The sequence below is a fragment of the Thioclava sp. DLFJ4-1 genome (assembly GCF_002020145.1).
GTDB classification, from domain to species: domain Bacteria; phylum Pseudomonadota; class Alphaproteobacteria; order Rhodobacterales; family Rhodobacteraceae; genus Thioclava; species Thioclava sediminum.
In genome coordinates this window covers 617987-638273 of record NZ_MPZT01000003.1, presented here as the reverse complement: position 1 = coordinate 638273, position 20287 = coordinate 617987, and the positions used below count along the sequence as shown (strand labels likewise).

The window sequence follows — 20287 nt, the reverse complement described above, 5'->3', positions numbered from 1 at the left end:
GATCGGCCTTCAAGGCGCGTCACGAACTGGGATGCGCCCGGGTGACGATGCCACCGATATCGGCCCAGATCGGCAGGTGATCCGAGGCCACCCGCGCCAGCGGCGTATCCAGCACGCCCTTGCGCACCACGCGCAGACCCGGCGAGGTCACGATCCGGTCGAGCTGGCCGATCGGCGCGCGCGAGGGGTAGGTCGCGCCCGGCGCATGGATGTGAAACCCGGTCAGCGCCTCGAACCCGTGCCGCGCGCGCCATTCGTTGAAATCGCCGATGGCGAGGGCGGGGTGCGGCTTCACCCCGGCCATGATCTCCGCGATCCGCGCCCATTGTGCGCGCCGATCCGTGCGCCGCAGCCCCAGATGCGCCGCGATCAGCAAGAAGGGTGCGCCGCTGTCGGGCGCGATATTCACCGCGATGGCGCCGCGTGGCTCGAGACCGGGCAGGGTGACCGGCTCGACCCCCAGCACCCGTGAGCCGCGCCGCACCAGCACGACCTGCCCATGCCAGCCCAGCGAGGCGGCGGTGGTCCGCGGCATGTCGTGGCGGATGAAGTCGGTCTCTTCCTCGATCAGCTTTTGCGGCAGCGCCGCCGGGCGCTCGCCCATGCGTTTGTCGACCTCCTGCAAGGCGATCACATCGGCATGCAGCGCGTTGATGACATTCACGACCCGCGCCGGATCATGCTTGCGGTCGGTCCCCACGCATTTGTGCAGATTGTAGGAAGCGATCCGAAGTGTCATTTTTATGAGTGCCTTACAGGGTGATCTTCATGTGCCGCAGAAAGTCCGATACACCCGTTCATCGGATTTCGGCGCGGCTTCATATGCGGCGTAACGCGGATCTTCCGCATAGGGGTCCGCAAGCGCGCCCATGAGAGTGTGAAGCGGGCCGTCATCGCCATCGACCGCCGCGGCGATCATTTCCTCGATCCGGTGATTGCGCGGGATGCGCAGCGGGTTCGCGGCGGCCATGACGGAGTGCGGATCATCCTCGCTGGCGATCCGCTTTTCCCAGCCCTCGCGCCAGAGATCAAAGGCCATCGGCTCGGTGAATTCCTTGCTCGCTGTCTTAGGATCGCGCCGCAACGCACTGAACACGCGCGTGAAATCGGCTTTCTCGGTCGACATGCGGTTCAGCAGATCCTCGATCAGTGGCAGATCGTCCTCGGTCGCTTCCGCGATGCCGATCTTGCGGCCCATCAGTCGCAGCCACTCGCGCTGATAGACGCCGATGAAGCTGTCGACCGCGGCGCTCGCCTGTTCGATGGCGGCATCATCGTCACCGATGAGCGGCATCAGGCAGGTCGCGAATTGCGCGAGGTTCCAGACCGCCACTTGCGGCTGGCGCGCATAGGCATAACGCCCTTGTTGGTCGATGGAAGAGAAGACGCGCCCCGGATGGTAGTGGTCCATGAAAGCGCAGGGGCCATAGTCGATCGTTTCTCCCGACAGCGCCATGTTGTCGGTGTTCATCACGCCATGGATGAAGCCGATCGCCATCCATTTCGCGACCAGCTCGCCTTGCTTTGCTGCGACCGCTCGCAGCACCTCAAGTGGTGTTTCGCAATCGGGATAGTGGCGCTCTATCAATGTGTTGAGGAGCGTTCTTAATCCTTCTCGGTCATTGCGCGCCGCGAAATACTGGAAGGTGCCGACGCGGATATGGCTGCGCGCGACGCGGGTCAGGATCGCGCCGGGACGCCCCGAGGCGTCGCGCACCACCGTCTCGCCCGTGCGCACAGCGGCCAGCGCGCGCGTCGTTGGCACGCCCAGCTTCGCCATCGCTTCGCTGAGAACATATTCACGCAACACCGGCCCGAGCCACGCCCGCCCGTCAGAGCGTCCGCGCGAAAACGCCGTGCGGCCCGCACCTTTCAGTTGCAGATCGAACCGCGCGCCGTCCGGCGCCACGATCTCGCCTAGCAGCACCGCGCGCCCGTCGCCCAAACGCGGCACGAAACCGCCGAACTGGTGGCCGGCATAGGCCTGTGCGATCGGCTCGGCACCTTCGGGCATCGTATTGCCCGCCAGCATCGCGAGCCCCTCGGGGCTTTCCAGCCAATCGGCATCGAGCCCCAAGCGCGCAGCGAGATCACGGTTCAGGATCACCAGCTCGGGCGCTTTGACCGGTTGGGGCGGCTGACGCTCGAAGAAGCTGTCGGGCAGGCGGGCATAGCTGTTGTCGAAGGGAATGGTCATGGGGTCTCCTTGCCTCCCTATCTAAGCCGTGTGCCGGTCAATCCAATCCCTGCGCATGACCCGCAGCCCTCAATGGTCCATATCCGGCAGACCTTCGCGCGACAGCAGCACCGCCAATGGCCGCAGGCGCGGGCTTTGCGCGCAGATGATCATCAGCGCCACCATGATCGGCACGGCGAGGAACATCCCCGGCAGCCCCCAGACCGCGCCCCAGAAGGCGAGCGAGATGATGATCCCGAAGCTCGACAGCCGCAGCGCATGGCCCATCAGCATCGGGTCGATCACGTTGCCGATCACGAATTGCAGGATGCCGACCGCGACCAGCACCGTGCCCGCGGTATAGGGGTTCTGCGTCAGCACATAGACCGCGAGCGTGGCGATGACGGTTGCGATGATCGAACCGATCGAAGGGATGAAGTTCAGCGCGAAGGTGATGATCGCGACCGGCAGCGCCAGATCGAACCCGCCCACGGTGAAGACACCATAGACCGCGACGGCGGTGACGGCGCTGACGATGGCTTTCACCAGAAGGTAGTGGTTCACCCGGCGCATGATCGTGCCGACCATCCGCGCGATCCGCTCGGCGCTCTCGGAATCGCCCATCAGCGAGTTGAGCTTGGCGTCGAACCAGATCCGCTCAGCGAACAGGAAGCCCACGAAGAGAATGATCAGGATCGTGGCCGAGAGCAGGTTCGACGCTTGACCCGCCAAGGTGGTCAGATAGCCCGCCACCTGAATGCTCTGCATCGATTCCAGAACCGATTGTTCTACCTCGGGGCCCATCCAGCCGAAGAGCTGCGCGATCGCCTGCTGCGCGGGGCCCGCATAGTTCAGCACCATCGTCACGACCGTGTTCACCTGAGAGATCAGCACCGCGCTCAGCGTCAGCAGCCCGCCCGCGATCAGCGCCAGTGCCACCAGCGAGGCCAGACGCGGCGGAATCGAGACCGGCCCGATCCGCAGCCGCCCGACCGCGTTGATCGCCTCGGAAGTCAGCGAGAACAGGATGATCGCGATGGCCAGCGAGATCAGGATGAACTTCGCCTGCACCATCAGGAACAGCGCCAGCGCGAAGGCGATGATGCCCAGAAGCACATTGGTGAGCGCACGCGGCTCGAACGCGCGCCCATCGATCAGGGCAGGGTGGCCCTCATCGGGAGTGTCCTTCATCTTCATCATCTTCCTGTGCCTGACCCTGACGGGGTCGTAACCGGTTTTTCTTATGCTAGGAGCCGCCGCGCAGGCGCGCAAGCGCCGAACCCGCGTGATTTCAGGGCTTTTTCATGACCTGCGCATTATTCCGGATCGGGTCTTGCATCCCGCCCGGATTTGCGGATAAACCCGCCGGCGGAGCGGTGGCCGAGTGGTCGAAGGCGCACGCCTGGAAAGTGTGTAGGCGGGGAACCGTCTCGAGGGTTCGAATCCCTTCCGCTCCGCCACAATTCCCCAGTTTTCTCCAATTATACCCGCTTTGCGCAGGCCGCGCGTGACCTCTCTTCGGTCATGTGCACGCGGGCAGGCGCGCCGCCCGCGTGTTCGGTTCACGTCACCCCACCACGTTGAAGCCCGGCCCGTAGGGATAGCCGGTGATGTCTTCGCCGCCGGCCTCGGTGATCACGAGGATGTCGTGCTCGCGGTAGCCGCCTGCACCGGGCTGGCCCTCGGGGATCGTCAGCATCGGCTCCATCGAGATCACCATGCCGGGCTCCAGCACCGTGTCGATATCCTCGCGCAGCTCCAGCCCCGCTTCGCGCCCGTAGTAATGCGACAGCACCCCGAAGCTGTGGCCATAGCCGAAGGTGCGGTATTGCAGCAGGTCGCGCTCAGCGAAGAAGGCGTTGATCTTCTCCGTCACGTCGGCGCAGCTCGCGCCCGGCTTAAGCAAGCTCATCCCGTATTCATGAGCGGCGACATTCGCCTCCCAGATCGCGCGCGAGGCGTCGTCGACCTCGCCCACAAACAGCGTCCGCTCCAGCGCCGTGTAATAGCCGGAAATCATGGGGAAGGTGTTGAGCGAGAGGATATCGCCGCGCTCCAGCACCCGCCCCGTGACCGGGTTATGCGCGCCGTCGGTGTTGATGCCCGACTGGAACCAGACCCAGGTGTCGCGATACTCGGCCTCGGGGAACCGCTTGGCGATCTCCAGCTCCATCGCGTCACGGCCCGCCATCGCAACGTCGATCTCGCGCACGCCTTCGCGGATCGCCTCGCGGATCGCATAGCCGCCGACATCTGCGACGGCCGCGCCTTGCCGGATCAGGTCGATCTCGGCGGGAGATTTGTGCATCCGTTGCCGCATCGTGGCGGGGGCGATGTCATGGGTCACCGACGGTTCGAGGAAATCCTGCAGAAGCGCTGCCTGCGCCAGCGTCAGGTGATCGGATTCGACGCCCAGCACGCGACGTTTGCCGGTGACCGAGGCAATCGCGCGCCAGTAATTGTTCCGCGCCCAGTCGGTATAGGTGATGTTTTCGCCATGGCAGCGCCGCCACGGCTGCGCGGCATCGATCCCTGCCGAGATCGTCACGCTGTCGGTCGGTGTCACGACCAGCGCATAGGGCCGCCCGAAGGCGCAGTACAGAAAGCCCGAATAATAGGCAATGTTATGCATCGAGGTGAACAGGCAGGCATCAATGCCCGCCTCGGTCATCGCCGCGCGCAGACCCGCGAGCCGTGCGTCGTATTCGGTCGCGGCGAAGGGCAGGATGCGCTCGCCTTGGTGAAATCGGTAAAAAGCAGGACGGTCCATCGGCACTCTTCCTTATCAGAGGCCGCAGCGCGCCGAGGGACGATCTTCCCCCGTCGCGCGCTGCGACAAAGCAAGATCCCGGCGTGCAGGATGGGTGAGACAGGGCGGGCGCAAGCTGCGCCGGCGACGCCATCGCCTTCAGCCCTGAGCGGCAGATTGGGCGAAAATCTCCTCGCTGCCAAGTCCCCTCATTCCGTCGCGTGCGATTTGCTTTTTCACAAATCGGCGGAACCCGGCGCACGCATGAAACATTGATCGATCCGAGGGAACCCTGCCGAGACGTGCGGGGATTGGGCGCCCAGTCTCGTCAACCGACGCGATCCGGCGCACCAACAGAAAGGGAGACCAATGCACGATAAGATGCCGCAAGAACGGCTGTTCATATTCCCCAAGGTCCACAAGACGGTGTTTCTCGTCTCTGCGGTCCTCATCATCGGGTTCATCATCTTCGGCGCCATGTTCAGTGATCAGGCCAAGGCGCTCTTCACCGGCTTGCAGGACTGGCTCGCGACCAACCTCGGTTGGGCGCTGATCGTCGAGGTGAACCTGTTCCTTGCCGCAACCGTCTTTCTCGCCTTCGGACCTTATGGCGATATCCGACTGGGTCGCATGACCGACAAGCCCGCTTACGGGCTTTTTTCATGGACGGCGATGCTGTTCTCGGCCGGGATCGGGATCGGTCTGATCTACTGGGGCGTGGCCGAGCCCCTGTATCACTTCTTCGCCCCGCCCGTCGGCGAAGCGGAAACCCAGGCCTCCGCCCGGCAAGCGATGACCATCGCCTTCATGCATTGGGGCTTCCAGGCCTGGGCGATCTATGCGGTCGTGGCGCTGGCGCTGGCCTATTTCCACTTCCGCAAGGGCCTGCCGCTGACGATCCGCTCGGCGCTCTATCCAATTCTGGGCGAGAAGATCTACGGGCCGTGGGGTTCTGCGGTCGATATTCTCGCGGTGTTCGGCACCATGTTCGGGATCGTGACCTCGCTGGGCCTTGGTGCGATGCAGATCAATTCGGGCCTCGGCACCGTCTTCGGCATCGACCAATCGCCCTTCGTGCAGATCATCATCATCGCCTGCATCACGGCGGCCGCGACCCTGTCGGTCGTGGCGGGCCTCGATGGCGGGATCAAGCGGCTGTCGAACCTCAATATCGGCCTGTCGATCGTGTTCCTCGCCTTCATGGTCATCGTCGGCCCGACCATCTTCATCTTCGACCTCTTCGTCCAAAGCTATGGCGATTACATCGCGGAACTCGTCAGCTGGGGCTCCTGGACCGAGGCGTGGCAGAAGGACGGCTCGTGGCAGAATAGCTGGACCATCTTCTACTGGGCGTGGTGGATTTCCTGGTCGCCCTTCGTCGGCGTCTTCATCGCGCGTATCTCGAAAGGGCGCACGATCCGCGAATTCGTGGTGGGCGTGATGCTGCTGCCGACGACGATCATGTTCTTCTGGTTCTGTGCCTTCGGCGGCACCGCGCTCGACATCTCGCTGGGCGGTGACAGCACTATCGTGGATGCGACGAAGAATGCCTATGGCGATGCGATGTTCGCGCTGCTCGACCATTTCCCGCTGGCGAGCCTGATGTCTGGCTTCGCGGTGATCCTGATCGTGATGTGGTTCGTGACCTCCTCGGACTCGGGTTCTTTCGTGATCGACATGCTGACTGCGGGCGGCGATGCCGATCCGCCGAAGGTTCAGCGGATCTTCTGGGCGATCACGGAAGGCGCGGTGGCCTCGGTGCTGCTGCTCGCAGGCGGTCTGAACGCGCTGCAGGCGGCGGCGGTCGTGGCGGGCTTCCCCTTCGCAATCGTGTGCTTCTTCATCCTCATCGGGTTGCTGAAGGCGCTGCGATGGGACCCCTTGATGCTCTATCGCCACAACCAGCGCTACCAGAGCGACGAGGAGGCCGATCACGCGATGCCCTCCGAGTTGCCGGGCGATCTCTACGGGGCCGATCCGACCCCGCCACCGGCATCGCAGGGCGCGCAGGCCAACCCTGCGGAGTGATCGCAAGACCGAAGACGAGAGAAGGCCGGGCCGCAGCGCCCGGCCTTTTCATGCGCCACTCTGGCGGGGCCAGAGTGGCGTTAGGGATTTCTTAATCGTGATGACGCAGCGTTAGGGGAGTTCCTAACGGATGGGTAAGGTCGATGAAGATTTCCCTGATCACTGCGGTCTATGACGCCGAGGCGACAGTCGGCGATGCCATCGCCTCGGTCGCGCGGCAGAGCCACCGCGATCTCGAGCATCTTATAATCGAGGGGCGCTCGCGCGACGGCTCTCTCGCGGCGATCGAGGCTGCGCGCCATTCTCGGATGATAGCTTTCAGCGAGGCCGATGGGGGCCTCTACGATGCGCTCAACAAGGGTATCGCGCGGGCCACGGGCGAGGTGGTCGGCTTCGTTCATGCCGATGACATGCTGGCCCATCGTGATGCGCTGGCCCATGTCGCCGCCGTCTTTGCCGATCCGCAGGTCGAGGCGGTCTTCGCCAATCTCGATTATGTTCTGCGCGGCGACCCTGATACGGTGATCCGTCACTGGGCCAATGGCGGCTTCACCCCGGCCAAGCTGCGCCGGGGATGGGCACCCGCGCACCCGACGCTCTACCTGCGGCGTTCCACCTATGCGCGGCTGGGGGGCTTTAACACCTCTTACCGGATCGCGGCGGATTACGACTTCATGCTGCGGGTCTTTAGCGCGCCCCAAGGTCGCGCGGTCTACCTGCCGGAGCTTCTCTACAAGATGCGGCTGGGCGGCGTCAGCAACCGCTCGCTCGCGCATCTGCGGCGCAAGATGGCCGAGGACTACCGGGCGATCCGTGCCAATCATCTGGGTGGGCCGGTCTCGGCGCTCGGCGTGCTCGCGCGCAAGAACCTCTCCAAGCTGCGCCAGTTCGTCGAGCGTGACCAAGGCGCCACCACACCAGCCGATCTCGCCCTTTTGCTGGACGCGAACCCGCGCAAGGCCCTATAGCTTGGGGAAATGATCCGCGCTGGGGGCAGGGCGCACCCGTCCCACGCGCCATCCGGAGCGCAGAATGTCGAAGACCATCCATATCCTCAACGGCCCGAACCTGAACCTTCTGGGCAAGCGCCAGCCCGAGATCTACGGCTCGGACACGCTCGAGGATGTGGAGCGGATCTGCCGCGAGGAGGCGCAGCCCAAGGGCTTCGAGGTCGCGCTGTTTCAGTCGAATTTCGAAGGCGAGATCGTCGAACAGATCCACCGCGCGCGCGACGCGGCCTGCGCGATCGTGATCAACGCCGGCGCCTATACCCACACCTCCGTCGCGATCCTCGATGCGCTCAACACGTTCGAGGGGCCGGTCTTCGAAGTGCATATTTCGAATGTTCACAAACGCGAAAGCTTCCGCCATCATTCCTTCATCTCGCAACGCGCGGAGGGGGTTCTGGCAGGCTTCGGGATTGAGGGCTACGCCCTCGCCACACGCCGCGCCTGTTCGGTTCTGAGTTAAGAGAGGGCTTTAAGATCGGTCTGCAACTATTTGAGAAATCAATAAGTATTGCACGCGGTATCGCCCCCGGCGCGACCTGCCTTGCGCTTGCACTTAGCCTCGCGCTCCCCGCGCAAGCGCGCGACACCAGCGCCGATCGCAACATCGCCAATTCCGGCAAGATGAGCGATCGCGACTTCTACCGGGCGATGGCCTGCGCCGCGCGACCCGGGGGGGCCTGCACCTTGCCCTATCGCCGATGGGCCGCGAGCAAGTGCCGCGATCTGACCGTGGGCATCGCCTTCCGCTCAAAGCATTTCCCTGCCAAGCGCGCCCATGCCATCGAAGAGGCCGCCCGCGCCGCGATCGACCAGATCAACAAGACCGGCGCCGCGCTGCACCTGAGCTATGCCGGGGCGCGTCCCGCCGATATCAATCTCTATCTGACCGATACGCCCGTGGGCGGCACCGTGCGGGGAACGCCCTCGATGCGTCTCAACGGCAGGCGGTTAGGACCGGGCACGGTCGCGAAGGTGACGTTCTATTGGCAGACGAATACGGGCCGGATCACCGATGCCGATATCGCCTTCAGCCGGGACATCCAGATGCGCGACATCCGCTCGGTCGTACTCGAGGAAATCGTGCAATCGCTGGGCTTCTCGACCGATCTGGAAGACCCGTACTATACGCAAAGTTCGATCTTCTCAGAGAACGGGAATTCGGTTACGCGGCTGATCGGGCAGGACGCGATGACCCTGCGCAGCCATTACCCGCCGCGCTGATCACATCACCTGCATCCCGCCGCGGATCAGCAGCAGAACCGACAGCACCGCCAGCATGATCTGGATGACCCGCATGTAGAGCTGCTGCGACAGCCGCGCGGTCAGCCAGCGCCCCGCAACGGTGCCCGCGATGCCCGCCACCGCAAGCCCCGCGACGAGCGACCAGTTCAGCCCGTCGAGCTGGCCGATCACCCAATAAGCGGGGAGTTTCACGATATTGCCGATCGCGAAGGCGATGGCGATGGTGCCCGCGAATTCCAGCTTCGGCAGTTTCTGCGGCAGTAGGTAAGCCTGCACCGGCGGCGCGCCGGAATGGGTGATGAAGCTCGCGATCCCGGTCAGCGTGCCCCAGAACAGCCCCGGCACGACCTTCGCCTCGGCTTGGCTGTCGTCATGCCGCTTTAACCACGCCCGCGCGACATGCCAGATCCCGATCAGCCCGGTGAAGATCAGCAGCGCCCATTCGGGTGTGTAGGGCGTGATGAGCGTCGCGATGGCGACGCCCGCGAGGATCGCAGGCACGAGGATGAACAGGTTCCGCTTCGAGAAATGGTGGCGGTAGAGCCAGACGCCCACCCAATCGGTCACGATATAGACCGGCAGCAGCGTCGCCGCCGCCTTCACCGGGTTCATGAACAGCGCCAGCATCGGCACCGCGATGGCCGCGGCGGTCGAAAGCCCACCCTTCGACATCCCGACGATCAGAGCCGCCACGATCAGCAATACGGTTTCATACATGTAAACGGCGTCCGGTCGGGAGGGGAGGATCGGGCGGCCCGGCGGCCACCCGAGTGTTAGGAAAGATTAAGCGCCCGCATCGGTCAGACGGCGCATCTCTTCGTCGGTCAGGCTCATCTCGACAGCCTTCGCGAAGCTTTCCATCTGCGAGAGGCTTGTGGCGCTCGCGATCGGAGCGCTGACGCCCTCGCGGTTGATCAACCATGCCGTCGCGACCTCGGCCGGTTTCGCACCTTTCTGGCTGGCCACGTCTTCAAGCACGTCGAGGATCGCCATGCCGCGATCTGTCAGGTATTTCTCGACCATTCCGCCACGCTTGCGGCCCTCAAGATCGGCTTTCGAGCGGTATTTCCCCGACAGGAACCCGGCGGCGAGCGAGAAATAGGTGACCACGCCGATATTCTCCCGCAGGCAGAGGTCGCGCAGCGGCCCGTCGAAGCCGTCACGGTCATAAAGGTTATATTCCGGCTGGATCACCTGGTAGCGCGGCAGCCCCTCTTTATCCGCGGTCTCCAGTGCCGCCGTCAGCAGATCGGCATCGTAATTCGAGGCCCCGATCGCGCGGATCTTGCCTGCCTTCAGCAGCTTGTCATAGGCGGCCAGCGTCTCGGCATGGCTGACGCTGTCATCGGGCCAATGCGAGAAATAGAGATCGACGTGATCGGTCTTGAGCCGCTCCAGCGAACGGTCGATGGCTTTGGGAATCCACTCCGCGCCGAGGCCCTTTTCGCCCGGTCCGCCCATATCGGAGCCGACCTTGGTGAACAGCTTCACCTTCTCGCGCATGCCGGGACGCGCCTCGAACCAGCGGCCCAGAACCGTCTCGGATTCGCCGCCCGAATTGCTCTCGGCCCATTTCGAATAGACGTCGGCGGTGTCGATCGCGTCGAACCCGTGGTCGATGAAGGCGTCGAGGATGCGGAAGCTCTCGGCCTCGTCCAGCGTCCAGCCGAACACGTTGCCGCCAAAGACGATGGGGGCGATCTCAAAACCGGTCGTGCCGAGGGGGGTGCGTTTCATCGGAGGTCCTTTCGCTTGCTCAGATCAGCAGCCCGCCGCCTTCGACAAAGACGGTGGAGCCGGTCATGTAAGGGTTGTCCATCAGGGCGAGCGCCTGAATGGCGATATGTTCGGGCAGGCCGACCTGGCCCACGGGCAGACGCTCGGCCGCATTGTCGAACATCGCGCGGCGTCCATCGCCCTGAAGGCTCTCGTACATCTCGGTTTTCACCAGCCCGGGGGAGATGCAGTTAACTCGCACCGGCGCGAATTCCAGCGCGAGGCCACGGGTCAGCCCCTCGAGCCCTGCATTGATCGCGCCCTGGATCGCCGCGCCGGATTTGGGCCGTTGCGACAGGAAGCCCGAGGTGAAGGTGAGCGAGCCGCCATCTGCGACCTTGGCCGCGCGGGCGAGGCGATAGGCACCCCAGAATTTCGACTCGAAAGAGGCTTGGGCGTCTTCCAGCGGCAAATCCTTGACCGCGGCGACCTTGGTGCTGGCCGCCGAGCAAAAGACATGGTCCCACGGTTCGCGCTCCGCGAAGAAGACCTCCAACGCGGGCGCATCGCCGGTGTCGAGCGTCACGCCCTCGACCGCGCCGCCAAGCCGCGCGCAGGCCTCGTCGACCTTCTGCGCCGAGCGCGAGGCGATGGTGACCCGTGCGCCGCGGTCCAACGCCGCCTGCGCCACGCCGAAACCGATCCCGGACGAGCCGCCCACGACGAGAATGCGGTTGTCTTTCAAACTCATGGCGCTGATCTCCTGCTTTCGGGCTGTCGTTCTCAGGCGTGCGGCGGCCACTCCAAATCGACATAGGGCCGCGGGTGCGGCGGTCCCGAATTTCTTTTCACGATCAGAAGAGCGGGGCAAAAGGGGGCGCTTGTTCGCGATCAATGCCGCGCCCTCGATGGCACGGCACGCTGGCATCTGAACGTACTCAAGGGGAGGGGGAGGCCCGCATGAGTCATCTCGAACGCTATACCGACCGGACCGAGGCGGGGATCGTCCTCGCGCGTCAGCTTGAGGCCTATCGCGGGCGCGACGCGGTGGTTCTTGCGCTGCCGCGTGGCGGAGTGCCGGTCGCTTGGGAGGTGGCCGAGCGCCTCGATCTGCCGCTGGATCTTGTCTTCGTGCGCAAGCTCGGCGCGCCCAGCAATCCCGAAGTGGCGCTTGCGGCGATCGCGGGGCTGCGTGGCGAGGTGCTGGTGCGCAACGCCGATGTGATCCGCGCCAGCGGCTGCGATGAGGCGACTTTAGAGGGCCTCGCCGCCCGCGAGCGCGAGGTGATCGCCGACCGGATCAAGCGCTACGGCGCACCGGGGCTGCCGCTGGCCGGGCGGGTCGCGATTATCGTGGATGACGGGGTGGCGACGGGGGCCACGATGCGCGCGGCATTGCGGGCGGTGCGGGCCGCCGGTCCCGAAGAGCTGGTCTGCGCGATCCCGGTCGCGTCAGAGGACGCACTGGAGGCGATCCGCACCGAGGCCGACCGCGTGATCTGCCCGCTGGTGCCATCGTATTTTGGGGCGGTCGGGGCCTATTACACCTATTTCGGGCAGGTTCCCGATGCGGAGGTCGCACAAATCCTCGCCACCGCGCAGGCGCGACCGTCGCGCAAGGATCGGGCGTAGCGGCCCCTCCCGTTCAGGCGATCAGGCTGCGCAGCGAGTGGCGCATCGCCTGCGTCACCTGCCGATATTCGCCCTCGGAGATCCGTTCATGCAGCAGATCGAACACCGCCGCCACTTCCGCTTCGGGATCGTCGAGCGGGCGGTCGGCAAACGCCTCCGCCACCCGTCCGACAAAGGCGTCGCGATTGCGCGGATGCGCGGGTTGGCGCGAGGGCACGAACCCGTCGTAGTAAATCCCGCGCAGCAGCACCGGAAGCTGCACGCCGAGATCGGCAGCTTCCGCGGTGGTCAGGAAATCGCGGATCGCGTGCAAGGTCGTGCGCAGCAGCAGATAGGCGTGGCTGCGGTCCTTGTTGTCCAAGCGATATTCCAGATCGTTGAGCCATTCCGCCACGATCTGGGGAGCGTGGTCGATGGCACTCAGGCCGGTCACTTTCATCGGTCAAACCTCCCGGTTGGGGCGCTGAGGGCGCTGCCTCAGCCTTGAATGCTTGCGAGATATTCCGCGATCAGCAGGATTTGCCCGCGCGTGTAGACCTCCGCGTTGAGCGCGCCGACCGTCCCTGCGGTCTCTTCCATCATCGTCGGGCCGAAGCTGGGCATCGCGCCCCGGTGGAAGGGCATCTGCTGGCCGCCGTCGATCAGATGCACGACCCGCGCGAGCGGAAATTCCCCATTATTATTCGCCGAAAGCTGGGTCAGTGCCGGCACCTGAGTGGTGAAATATTCGCTGAGCGGCCCGTCGCCCGCAGCGCTCTTGCCATGGCAGGTGGCGCAGTAATTCTGGTAAAGATCGGCCCCCATCTGCGCCGCGGTCATCGGGCTGCTGGAGGCCTCTTCCGCGCTGACGGGCAAGGCCCATGCGAGGGCTGCGAGGGTTGCAAATACGGGTCTGGTCATCGGACTATCCTTCCGGTTCAGGGGGCGGCCCGTCGCGCTGACAGTTCAGGGCGCGAAGGGCCGCCCGGGTGATGCGCGCTCATCGCGCCTTGACGTCGATGCGGCGATCTTTCTCGTGCGCTTCGGCGGCTTTCGGCAGGGTCACGGTCAGGACCCCGTCGCTCAGACATGCAGAAACTCCCGTGAGAAATGTCTCGGTGGAACGAGTTCAAGCCTCTCACGTCCGGCGCGGCACTCGCATTGACGGCGCGCATAGCGGCGCGCGGCCTCGCGAAAGCTCCGACGTTGCGCACGATCAATGCCATTTTGCGCGCAGCGCCGTAGGTTTGGGCCGATGTGACCATTCAGGAGCCCCAAGATGATTCCGCGCACCCTTGCCGCTGCCTTTCTAGAGACCGACGAAGCCCGCTGGCTCGCCCCGATGGCGGCCGCGCTGTGTCGCCGCTTCGAGGCGCATCTGATCGGAGCGCATGGCGTCGAGCCGTTGCCGCTGTTGGGCGGCGATCTGGCGAGCGATCCGATCGTCTATCCAGAATTCGTCGACTGGCAGCGCAAGGAGGCGGCTGAGATCCGCGAGACGTTTGAACATGCGCTCAAGGCCGAAGATGTGCAGGGCGAATTTCGAACCCCCAGTGGTGTGCGTGACGCGCTGATCGATTTTCTCGTCGATAGCTGCCGCGCCGCCGATCTCGTCCTGTCCGCGCAGGTGCCGGCCCATTCCGGGCGCGCGGGCGATGTGCGTATGCAAGAGCAGCTGATCCGCCAGGCCGGGCGTCCGGTGCTGGTGGTGAGCGAGGCTGCGCAACTGAACAACCCCGCGCAGCATATCCTCGTCGGGGTTTCGTGCAGCCGCGAGGCGATGCGGGCGGTGCATGACATGCTCTATCTTGCGGCGCATGGTGCGCGGATCGATCTGCTTTCCGTGTCGCCGTCGGAAGGCGAGCGGGAGGCCGTGGACGATCTGCGCGACGACCTCGCGGCGGCGCTGGACCGGCGCGGCTTCGATGTAACCCTTCTGGATCGGATGAAGACGACCTCGGAAGCGGGCGATGCGTTGCTTCACACAGCGCGCGAACGCGGGGCCGAGATGATCGCCGTCGGCGCTTACGGTCATTCGCGGCTCTATGACTTCGTGATCGGCGCGGTGACCACGCGCCTGTTGGAAAAATCCCACCTGCCGGTGCTGTTCTCAAAATAGGTGAGCCGATGCGACAGCCGAAGAAAACCGAATGGATCGTGGTGATGAACGCCGCCAGCGCGCATGTGCTGGCCGATGCCGAGGGAAGCAAGGCGGTCTTCGAGCTGGAAGCGCCGCATGAGAGCCCGCGCGATAAGGCGGGTCGCAGCTTCTCGAGCGGGTCGCCCGGGCGGCGGGCCACGATGGCGCCGCATGGCGATCCGGACCACGAGCCGGAGATCGCTTTCGCGCATCAGCTGTGTGAACGTCTCGAAGAGAGCCTCGGGCGAGAGCAATTCGACACGCTCGTCCTCGTCGCGCCGCCGCGGATGCTGGGCGCGATGCGGGATGCCATGTCCGCGGCTCTGGCGGCGCGGGTGAGCCGGGAGATCCACTCCAACCTCGCGAGCCTCTCGCCGCGCCATTTCCGCGAAAAGCTGCAAGAGGCGCTGAAGGTCACGTGAGCCGCGCGTTTGCATTTTGCAGTGACGGCGATCAATGCGCGACGTCTTGCGGCTTTGCATCCTGCCAATCTGTCGCACGGTTCAAAATCGGATCAGAGGAGAAACGCCATGGCCAAGACATCCAGCGACGCAGCACACGAACGCGCCGATATCGAGGATCGCGAGCGCCACGCCGTCGAGGCGATACGCGCCGATCTCGAAGAGCTGCGCGACGATGTGACGGAGTTGGCGCAGGCGTTGCGACGTCATGGTCGGCTGCGGGCCAGCGATCTTGGCGCGGAGGCGACGCGGCGGGGTCACGATCTCGTGGAGGATACCCGCGACGCGGTTCTCGAAATGCGCCACTCGCTGGCAGAGGCGCAGCATGACTTGCGTCGAAGCGTGCGCAGCCATCCCGTGCCCTGGGCCGGGGTGCTTCTGGGCATGGTCGGAACCGGCTTGCTGGTGGCGCTGCTGATGGAGCGTCGCAATTGAGGGGAACTGGCATGTGTGTGGGGGCAGGCCGCGCGGGCGGTAGGGGTCGATAAAGAGACACCGCTCGCAGTGTCTGTCTGGGGGGGGTGGCGCGCGTTTCCGTATCGGGAGCGCGCGCTGCGCATTTAAGGGGGCGCGCGTCGCAGCGCGGTCCGTGTCGGTCTTCCCCAGTTCCCTCCGGCCTGAGTCGCGCGGCTTTCGCCATAAGCCCGGCCAAGACCCGCCGGTATCAACCGAACAGCTCCGAGATATTCGCAATTTCCGCCTTCGCGTAGATCCAGGCAGTGCGGTTTTCCAACCGTGTCTTGTCGCGCGTCAATGCGCTGACCTGCGGAGCCATCGTCGCCACCGATCTGCCTCCGCTTGGCGGCCTGCGTCTCACCCAAATGGCTTTTCGTCATTGCGCGGGCGCAAGCGAGACCGCCACGGCTCGCGCCCCATCCGCCGCAGCCCGTCCCGCGCCTGCGTCACGCGCTGGCCCGTTCGGGGCAGCTGCGCGGCCATATGCGCGCAGTGGGCAAGGATATCGCGTCTGGCGCACCACTTGCGCCGGTGGGTGAACTATCGCGGGCGGTCCGCGGTCGGGCGGTGCCGAAGGGGCAGCGTTCAGGCCGAAGCGCATGGCGATCGGGGCGTCTTCGATGATGTTTGCGTCCCCGATCCCGGCGCAGCTCCGGCGTAGCGTGGAGGAACGATCGGGACGCGGATCCGGATCGATCAACATTCTTTAGTCTGGAGACCATCACCATGAAACATCTGCTTCTCGCCACCGCTGTCGTTCTCTCCGGCGCCGGAGCCGCCCTCGCAGGCGGTAACGTGTCGCTCACCGACCAGATGGGTTGGTTCAACGGGTCGAGCACGACGCAGCTCGGTATGAACAACGCGGCCATCACCGTGCAGCGCGACTACGGCAACACCAGCACCACGGTGCAACGTGGGATCGCCAACTTCTCGGGCACCGGTCAGACCGGCGCGTTCAACAACTCGATCACCGATCAGCTGGGCCTCGGGAACTACTCGTCCACCATTCAGGGCAATGTCGGCAACTCGTCGGCCACGGTCCAGACCGGTGTCGGCAACGTGTCGAGCACCGTTCAGAACTGACGTCCCATGGTTGATCGGGCGGGCTGCGATCCGCCCGATCAACGTCTTGAAGGCGGCTGCTGTGCCGTCGCGACAGCAACAAGGAGAAAGGTTATGAGTTTCGCAACACAGATGAGAGCCCCCACGGCGCCCCCCGCGATCCTCGCGACCGGGCTTTTGGCCGCTCTGGCATTGGGCGTTTTCGCGAAGGAAGCTGCGGCGCAGAGCCGGCCTTTCTATGATCCGAGTAGCGCCCCCATCGCATCCATCGCCCCGCAGCCATCACGCGGCAATGTGGCCGTCACGCAGCAGCAGGGCAGCTATAATGACGCCTCAACCACGCAGAGCGGCCGCAACAATGTCGCGGGCACCGTCCAATCGGGCTCTGGTTTCGGCAGCTCGATCTCTCAGCTCGGCAACTACCAGACGGAGACCCATTTCCAGGGTGAGACCCGGCTGGGTGTGACCCGCAGCGGGAGCAGCGTTGGCGGAAACGGCTCGATCGGCATTCAGTTCGAGCTGAAATGAAACCGATAGCCGTCCGTTCAGCCCCGCCCGTCGCAACGCGTGCGGGGCAGGGGGACGAGAAAGGAGGCACACCATGCCTCGGAACCTGCAAATGCTCGACTACCTGCGTCGCGGAGGGCTGCTTGTCCTCATCGGAGGGATGCCATTCGGAATGGCGCTCGCGATGAGTGCGCAAAGCTCACAAGGCGCAGCCCCTCTCAGCTGCGAGATCGCAGAGCGCCCCGCAGCTCCGCATCTCGAGCTGACCGCGCGGGTGCAATCGGCGCGCGCAATGCGCGGGCGCTACTCCTTCACCGTGATCTCGAGCGGTGCGGGCGGCACCTCCAGCACCACGCAGGGCGGCGCTTTCGCCACCCGCGCGGACGAGGCGCAGACGCTGTCCAAGGTCTATGTCTCCGCCGGTCCACATGCCGTCGTCTCGGCGCGACTGGACGTCGAAGGCGAGGGTGGCGTGACCTGCAGTGCAAAAAAGTGATCGTCGGGACCCGCTGATTCCGCCTCTGTCCGCGCCGCACATTGTCGGCGCGCATAGGCAGGCTTGATGACTGTCATTGTCGAAATTTCTCCGTGGCGGAGGATTTCCTTAATCAGAGGGTTAAGGGGATTTCGCCATGTCTTTGAGCATGCACGCTGAGAACGGCGCAGCGGTCGATCAAATTTTCACATCTGCCATCGAAGGGGATCTATTTCGGTCCGTGCTCGCGGTCGTCGCGATGAATTTTCCCGAAGCGACGCCGATGATTGTCGGGCTGGAACGGATGCAGGGCGCAGGGAACTTCCTGCTTCTCGATACGCCGAACCCGGAATTGCGCCGGGCCTTTGCCGAGGAGATGCGCGCCCCCGATGGCTGGGCGCACAGTCTGCACGGGCAGGAGATCGGCCGGGTCTATGACGACGGCGATCTCGGTGCGGCGACGGTGAATGGCGGGCCGATGGGTCAGGTGCTGCGCCGGATGAGCCCGCCCAAAACCTGTCTCGCCGGGGTCCTGTTCGATCGTGGCGAGCGTCATCTTCTGGGGATCGAGCTGCGCTATCCGCGCCATCTGGAGGCGGAGCTGCGGCGGCCTTTGAAGGACTTCCTGACCCGGCTCGCCCGGCAGCTCGATGTGGCGACGCGGATCATGGAGGTGCGCCAGCGGCTCGACGCGGCCGAGCGTCTGAGCGGTAATCTTCTGGAAATTCTGCCCTTCTCGGTGGTGCTGTGCAACGAGCGGCGCAACGTTTCGCGGATGAACGGGCGGGCGCGGGCAATCCTGCGCAATGGCCGCGCGCTGCAGGTCTCGCCAGATGGGACGCTGCGGCTGTCCGATCCCATCGTGGACGACGAATTCGCGACGCAGATCCAATCGCTGCAAGGCAGCCTGCGCCAGCGCGTCGCGATCATGTCCGTGCCGCGAAATCGCGGTGAGCCGCGCGAGATCCTCACAATCATCCGGCTGGCCGCGGGCGAGGCGGTTGGCCTGCCGGGCGCCGGGCCGAATTTTGCGGTGATCTACGAAGACCTCGATATGCCGCTCGAACTGGATCAGGATTTTCTTTGGCGGCTCTTCGGCATGAACGCGAAGGAAGCCGATCTCGCTTTGGCGCTGCTGGCGGGGGAGTCGATCGGCGAACTGGCTTCGCGCCGACGGATGTCGAAGGAAACCTTGCGCAATCAACTCGCGGCGGTGATGCGCAAGACCGAAACGTCGCGCCAACAGGAGCTGGTGGCCCTTCTGAGCCGCCTTGCTACGATCAATGCGACGGCGTGACGGCATCGTCCGCCCCATCGGCTGCGCCCTTGGCGGGCTGGTCGCGCTGGCCACGCTGACGCCCCCGGCGCTCGCGCAGCCGCCCTCGATGTGGCAAGGCTGGTCGCTCGCGCCGCCCCAACGCGGACCGTTCGTGCCGGGGCTGGGCACCCAGATCACCGGAGAGGACGGGCGCGGCGTGGAGTTCGGGCTGCTGGGCCCCGTGCGCCCTCTGCAAATCCTTCCGCAGGCGGGCTGGACCCCGGATTTCTCGACCCGGCCTCAGCTCGGTCTGAGCTTCGGGCGCGGCTCCGGCTTCGCGCAGGCGCAAGCTGTCTCGGGCCTGCCGAGTTCCGGTACGCTCCTTCTGACGGGGCCGCGCACGGGGCAGGGCAATATCGCGATCGATCTGAACCCGATGCTTGGCGCGGGGGGCACGCTGTCGGGGGCGAATGCGACAGCCTCGCTGTCCCTTCCCGACGGGCATGGCGGCACCGTTCATATCGAGCAACAATCCTTCTCGCCCGCAGTCACTGGCAATCGCATCGAGACCTACGCGTTTTCGCCCGGCGCAGGCGGGGGCGGCTTCGCGGCGCTCAGTCTCGATGGCGCTACCGGAGAGGCCACAGCTCTGGCGGCCGTGTTCGATCCGGGCGGGTTTTCCGTTATCGGTCTCGGTGCGCCGGACAGCGTGAAGGTCGCGCAACGGGTCAGCGCCCACAGCCGTGTGCGCGAGCTGGGCGGAGTGATCGCGAGCCCGCTGGGGCACAGCCGCGACTGGAGCTGGGGCCCGCGTCTCGGCTTCGGGGATCTGTCGCGCCACACGGGCGAGACCTACACGACGACGGCCTCTCTCACGGCGAGCCGGGCCATCCCGGCCATCGAGAGCGCGCGCCGCACGCGCCTGCACGAGCGCAGCCAGAGCCTCACCTTGGGGCTGGGCGGGCGGCGTCTCGTGACCAGCGACCTGTCCTTCGGCCTCTATCTCGATCTCGGCGCAAAGGCGGTGTCGGCAAGCGGTCGCAGTGAGGAAACCCTCTCGATCCCGGGGCTCGCCTCGGCCGGCAACGCGCCCGAGCGGTCCCGATATTCCCGTGTGGAACCGGTCCTGCGGGCGGGCATGGTCTTCGAGCAGCAAATCGGCCGGAACAGCGCCTTCGCCGTCTCTCTGGGGGTGCAGGAGACGGGGCAGGCGTCGCTCATTTCGCGTTCTTCGGGGACGACGACGGTGGGCTCCGGTTCGGTCTCGGCGGCGGCGCTCTCGACCGCGGGCGAGACCATCCGGCACGACGAAATCCGGTGGCGGCACGGGTTTGAGGGAACGATCACGTTTAATTTCCTGTACCGTTTCTGACACTTGATCACCATCAAAGACAGG

Annotated in this window: 22 protein-coding genes, 1 tRNA gene and 1 pseudogene; 14 read left to right on the top strand and 10 right to left on the bottom strand. The window is 65.0% G+C overall.

Annotated elements, in window-relative coordinates:
• Window positions 1-19: 19 nt before the first annotated feature.
• The 3 genes from BMI85_RS12850 to BMI85_RS12840 all read right to left on the bottom strand — a co-directional run bounded on the left by BMI85_RS12850 (window position 20) and on the right by BMI85_RS12840 (window position 3367).
• Window positions 20-739 (bottom strand): endonuclease/exonuclease/phosphatase family protein, encoded by a 720-nt coding sequence (locus BMI85_RS12850; protein ID WP_078523140.1) that lies wholly within the window; start codon window positions 737-739, stop codon window positions 20-22.
• 27 nt (window positions 740-766) lie between these two features.
• A complete protein-coding gene (locus BMI85_RS12845; RefSeq protein WP_078601548.1) occupies window positions 767-2197 on the bottom strand; it encodes a protein adenylyltransferase SelO in 1431 nt (476 codons plus the stop codon).
• Window positions 2198-2266: 69 nt separating this feature from the next.
• Window positions 2267-3367, bottom strand: a complete 1101-nt coding sequence (locus BMI85_RS12840) for an AI-2E family transporter (RefSeq protein ID WP_078523178.1) — start codon at window positions 3365-3367, stop codon at window positions 2267-2269.
• A gap of 179 nt (window positions 3368-3546) precedes the next feature.
• Between BMI85_RS12840 and BMI85_RS12835 the strand changes: the two genes are divergently transcribed.
• Window positions 3547-3636, top strand: a tRNA-Ser gene (locus BMI85_RS12835).
• A 107-nt stretch (window positions 3637-3743) separates the two neighbouring features.
• Here BMI85_RS12835 and BMI85_RS12830 read toward each other — a convergent pair.
• Window positions 3744-4946, bottom strand: a complete 1203-nt coding sequence (locus BMI85_RS12830; protein ID WP_078601547.1) for a M24 family metallopeptidase — start codon at window positions 4944-4946, stop codon at window positions 3744-3746.
• Between the two features lie 348 nt (window positions 4947-5294).
• Here BMI85_RS12830 and BMI85_RS12825 point away from each other — a divergent pair, with 348 nt between their 5' ends.
• From BMI85_RS12825 to BMI85_RS12810, 4 genes are all read left to right on the top strand, one after another.
• On the top strand, window positions 5295-6953 hold the full coding sequence (locus BMI85_RS12825; protein WP_078601546.1) for a BCCT family transporter: 1659 nt from the start codon (window positions 5295-5297) through the stop codon (window positions 6951-6953).
• 143 nt (window positions 6954-7096) lie between these two features.
• On the top strand, window positions 7097-7921 hold the full coding sequence (locus BMI85_RS12820; RefSeq protein WP_078601545.1) for a glycosyltransferase family 2 protein: 825 nt from the start codon (window positions 7097-7099) through the stop codon (window positions 7919-7921).
• A gap of 64 nt (window positions 7922-7985) precedes the next feature.
• Window positions 7986-8423, top strand: a complete 438-nt coding sequence (gene aroQ / locus BMI85_RS12815; protein WP_078601544.1) for a type II 3-dehydroquinate dehydratase — start codon at window positions 7986-7988, stop codon at window positions 8421-8423.
• Between the two features lie 161 nt (window positions 8424-8584).
• Window positions 8585-9184 carry a DUF2927 domain-containing protein gene (locus tag BMI85_RS12810; RefSeq protein ID WP_078601543.1) on the top strand — a complete coding sequence of 200 codons (600 nt, stop codon included), beginning with the start codon at window positions 8585-8587 and terminating at the stop codon, window positions 9182-9184.
• Here BMI85_RS12810 and BMI85_RS12805 read toward each other — a convergent pair whose 3' ends face one another.
• The 3 genes from BMI85_RS12805 to BMI85_RS12795 all read right to left on the bottom strand — a co-directional run bounded on the left by BMI85_RS12805 (window position 9185) and on the right by BMI85_RS12795 (window position 11672).
• A complete protein-coding gene (locus tag BMI85_RS12805; RefSeq protein WP_078601542.1) occupies window positions 9185-9922 on the bottom strand; it encodes a sulfite exporter TauE/SafE family protein in 738 nt (245 codons plus the stop codon).
• A 66-nt stretch (window positions 9923-9988) separates the two neighbouring features.
• Window positions 9989-10942, bottom strand: a complete 954-nt coding sequence (locus BMI85_RS12800; protein WP_078601541.1) for an aldo/keto reductase — start codon at window positions 10940-10942, stop codon at window positions 9989-9991.
• Between the two features lie 19 nt (window positions 10943-10961).
• Complete coding sequence (locus BMI85_RS12795; protein WP_078601540.1) at window positions 10962-11672, bottom strand: SDR family oxidoreductase; 711 nt, start codon at window positions 11670-11672, stop codon at window positions 10962-10964.
• Between the two features lie 209 nt (window positions 11673-11881).
• On the opposite strand from BMI85_RS12795, the gene BMI85_RS12790 reads away from it, so the two are divergent.
• A complete protein-coding gene (locus BMI85_RS12790) occupies window positions 11882-12553 on the top strand; it encodes a phosphoribosyltransferase family protein (RefSeq protein WP_078601539.1) in 672 nt (223 codons plus the stop codon).
• Between the two features lie 13 nt (window positions 12554-12566).
• Here the strand turns inward: BMI85_RS12790 and BMI85_RS12785 are convergent, their stop codons facing one another.
• The 3 genes and pseudogenes from BMI85_RS12785 to BMI85_RS12775 all read right to left on the bottom strand — a co-directional run.
• Window positions 12567-12992: a DUF2267 domain-containing protein gene (locus BMI85_RS12785; RefSeq protein ID WP_078601538.1), complete on the bottom strand. Its 426-nt coding sequence runs from the start codon at window positions 12990-12992 to the stop codon at window positions 12567-12569.
• 38 nt (window positions 12993-13030) lie between these two features.
• Window positions 13031-13453: a cytochrome c gene (locus tag BMI85_RS12780; RefSeq protein ID WP_078601537.1), complete on the bottom strand. Its 423-nt coding sequence runs from the start codon at window positions 13451-13453 to the stop codon at window positions 13031-13033.
• Window positions 13454-13532: 79 nt separating this feature from the next.
• A pseudogene (locus tag BMI85_RS12775) lies at window positions 13533-13622 on the bottom strand (Hsp20 family protein); the annotation flags it as partial.
• Between the two features lie 189 nt (window positions 13623-13811).
• Here BMI85_RS12775 and BMI85_RS12770 point away from each other — a divergent pair.
• The 8 genes from BMI85_RS12770 (at window position 13812) to BMI85_RS12735 (ending at window position 20263) form a co-directional block, all read left to right on the top strand.
• Complete coding sequence (locus BMI85_RS12770; RefSeq protein ID WP_078601536.1) at window positions 13812-14651, top strand: universal stress protein; 840 nt, start codon at window positions 13812-13814, stop codon at window positions 14649-14651.
• A gap of 8 nt (window positions 14652-14659) precedes the next feature.
• Window positions 14660-15094, top strand: a complete 435-nt coding sequence (locus BMI85_RS12765; protein WP_078601535.1) for a host attachment protein — start codon at window positions 14660-14662, stop codon at window positions 15092-15094.
• 108 nt (window positions 15095-15202) lie between these two features.
• The gene (locus BMI85_RS12760) at window positions 15203-15568 is read left to right on the top strand and encodes a hypothetical protein (protein WP_078601534.1); all 366 of its coding nucleotides are present in this window, start codon (window positions 15203-15205) and stop codon (window positions 15566-15568) included.
• A gap of 747 nt (window positions 15569-16315) precedes the next feature.
• A complete protein-coding gene (locus BMI85_RS12755; RefSeq protein WP_078550614.1) occupies window positions 16316-16672 on the top strand; it encodes a hypothetical protein in 357 nt (118 codons plus the stop codon).
• A 93-nt stretch (window positions 16673-16765) separates the two neighbouring features.
• A complete protein-coding gene (locus BMI85_RS12750) occupies window positions 16766-17179 on the top strand; it encodes a hypothetical protein (protein WP_078601533.1) in 414 nt (137 codons plus the stop codon).
• Between the two features lie 73 nt (window positions 17180-17252).
• Window positions 17253-17654: a curli-like amyloid fiber formation chaperone CsgH gene (gene csgH / locus BMI85_RS12745; protein ID WP_078541297.1), complete on the top strand. Its 402-nt coding sequence runs from the start codon at window positions 17253-17255 to the stop codon at window positions 17652-17654.
• Between the two features lie 136 nt (window positions 17655-17790).
• Entirely contained in the window at window positions 17791-18930 is a 1140-nt protein-coding gene (locus BMI85_RS12740) for a helix-turn-helix transcriptional regulator (protein ID WP_078601532.1), read from the top strand.
• Window positions 18917-20263, top strand: coding sequence for a hypothetical protein (locus tag BMI85_RS12735; protein ID WP_078601531.1), 1347 nt, complete (start codon window positions 18917-18919; stop codon window positions 20261-20263). Before BMI85_RS12740 ends, BMI85_RS12735 begins: the two co-directional genes overlap by 14 nt.
• The last annotated feature ends 24 nt before the right edge of the window (window positions 20264-20287 follow it).

Excerpts from the sequence above, each read along its gene's own strand:
- BMI85_RS12850 (WP_078523140.1), bottom strand. The coding sequence starts at position 739 with ATGACACTTCGGATCGCTTCCTACAATCTGCACAAATGCGTGGGGACC.
- BMI85_RS12760 (WP_078601534.1), top strand. The coding sequence starts at position 15,203 with ATGGCCAAGACATCCAGCGACGCAGCACACGAACGCGCCGATATCGAG.
- BMI85_RS12790 (WP_078601539.1), top strand. The coding sequence starts at position 11,882 with ATGAGTCATCTCGAACGCTATACCGACCGGACCGAGGCGGGGATCGTC.
- BMI85_RS12820 (WP_078601545.1), top strand. The coding sequence starts at position 7,097 with ATGAAGATTTCCCTGATCACTGCGGTCTATGACGCCGAGGCGACAGTC.
- BMI85_RS12800 (WP_078601541.1), bottom strand. The coding sequence starts at position 10,942 with ATGAAACGCACCCCCCTCGGCACGACCGGTTTTGAGATCGCCCCCATC.
- BMI85_RS12755 (WP_078550614.1), top strand. The coding sequence starts at position 16,316 with ATGAAACATCTGCTTCTCGCCACCGCTGTCGTTCTCTCCGGCGCCGGA.
- BMI85_RS12780 (WP_078601537.1), bottom strand. The coding sequence starts at position 13,453 with ATGACCAGACCCGTATTTGCAACCCTCGCAGCCCTCGCATGGGCCTTG.
- aroQ (WP_078601544.1), top strand. The coding sequence starts at position 7,986 with ATGTCGAAGACCATCCATATCCTCAACGGCCCGAACCTGAACCTTCTG.
- BMI85_RS12845 (WP_078601548.1), bottom strand. The coding sequence starts at position 2,197 with ATGACCATTCCCTTCGACAACAGCTATGCCCGCCTGCCCGACAGCTTC.
- BMI85_RS12785 (WP_078601538.1), bottom strand. The coding sequence starts at position 12,992 with ATGAAAGTGACCGGCCTGAGTGCCATCGACCACGCTCCCCAGATCGTG.
- BMI85_RS12840 (WP_078523178.1), bottom strand. The coding sequence starts at position 3,367 with ATGAAGGACACTCCCGATGAGGGCCACCCTGCCCTGATCGATGGGCGC.
- BMI85_RS12765 (WP_078601535.1), top strand. The coding sequence starts at position 14,660 with ATGCGACAGCCGAAGAAAACCGAATGGATCGTGGTGATGAACGCCGCC.
- BMI85_RS12795 (WP_078601540.1), bottom strand. The coding sequence starts at position 11,672 with ATGAGTTTGAAAGACAACCGCATTCTCGTCGTGGGCGGCTCGTCCGGG.
- BMI85_RS12825 (WP_078601546.1), top strand. The coding sequence starts at position 5,295 with ATGCACGATAAGATGCCGCAAGAACGGCTGTTCATATTCCCCAAGGTC.
- BMI85_RS12735 (WP_078601531.1), top strand. The coding sequence starts at position 18,917 with ATGCGACGGCGTGACGGCATCGTCCGCCCCATCGGCTGCGCCCTTGGC.
- BMI85_RS12770 (WP_078601536.1), top strand. The coding sequence starts at position 13,812 with ATGATTCCGCGCACCCTTGCCGCTGCCTTTCTAGAGACCGACGAAGCC.
- BMI85_RS12810 (WP_078601543.1), top strand. The coding sequence starts at position 8,585 with ATGAGCGATCGCGACTTCTACCGGGCGATGGCCTGCGCCGCGCGACCC.
- BMI85_RS12740 (WP_078601532.1), top strand. The coding sequence starts at position 17,791 with ATGTCTTTGAGCATGCACGCTGAGAACGGCGCAGCGGTCGATCAAATT.
- BMI85_RS12750 (WP_078601533.1), top strand. The coding sequence starts at position 16,766 with ATGAGTTTCGCAACACAGATGAGAGCCCCCACGGCGCCCCCCGCGATC.
- csgH (WP_078541297.1), top strand. The coding sequence starts at position 17,253 with ATGCCTCGGAACCTGCAAATGCTCGACTACCTGCGTCGCGGAGGGCTG.
- BMI85_RS12830 (WP_078601547.1), bottom strand. The coding sequence starts at position 4,946 with ATGGACCGTCCTGCTTTTTACCGATTTCACCAAGGCGAGCGCATCCTG.
- BMI85_RS12805 (WP_078601542.1), bottom strand. The coding sequence starts at position 9,922 with ATGTATGAAACCGTATTGCTGATCGTGGCGGCTCTGATCGTCGGGATG.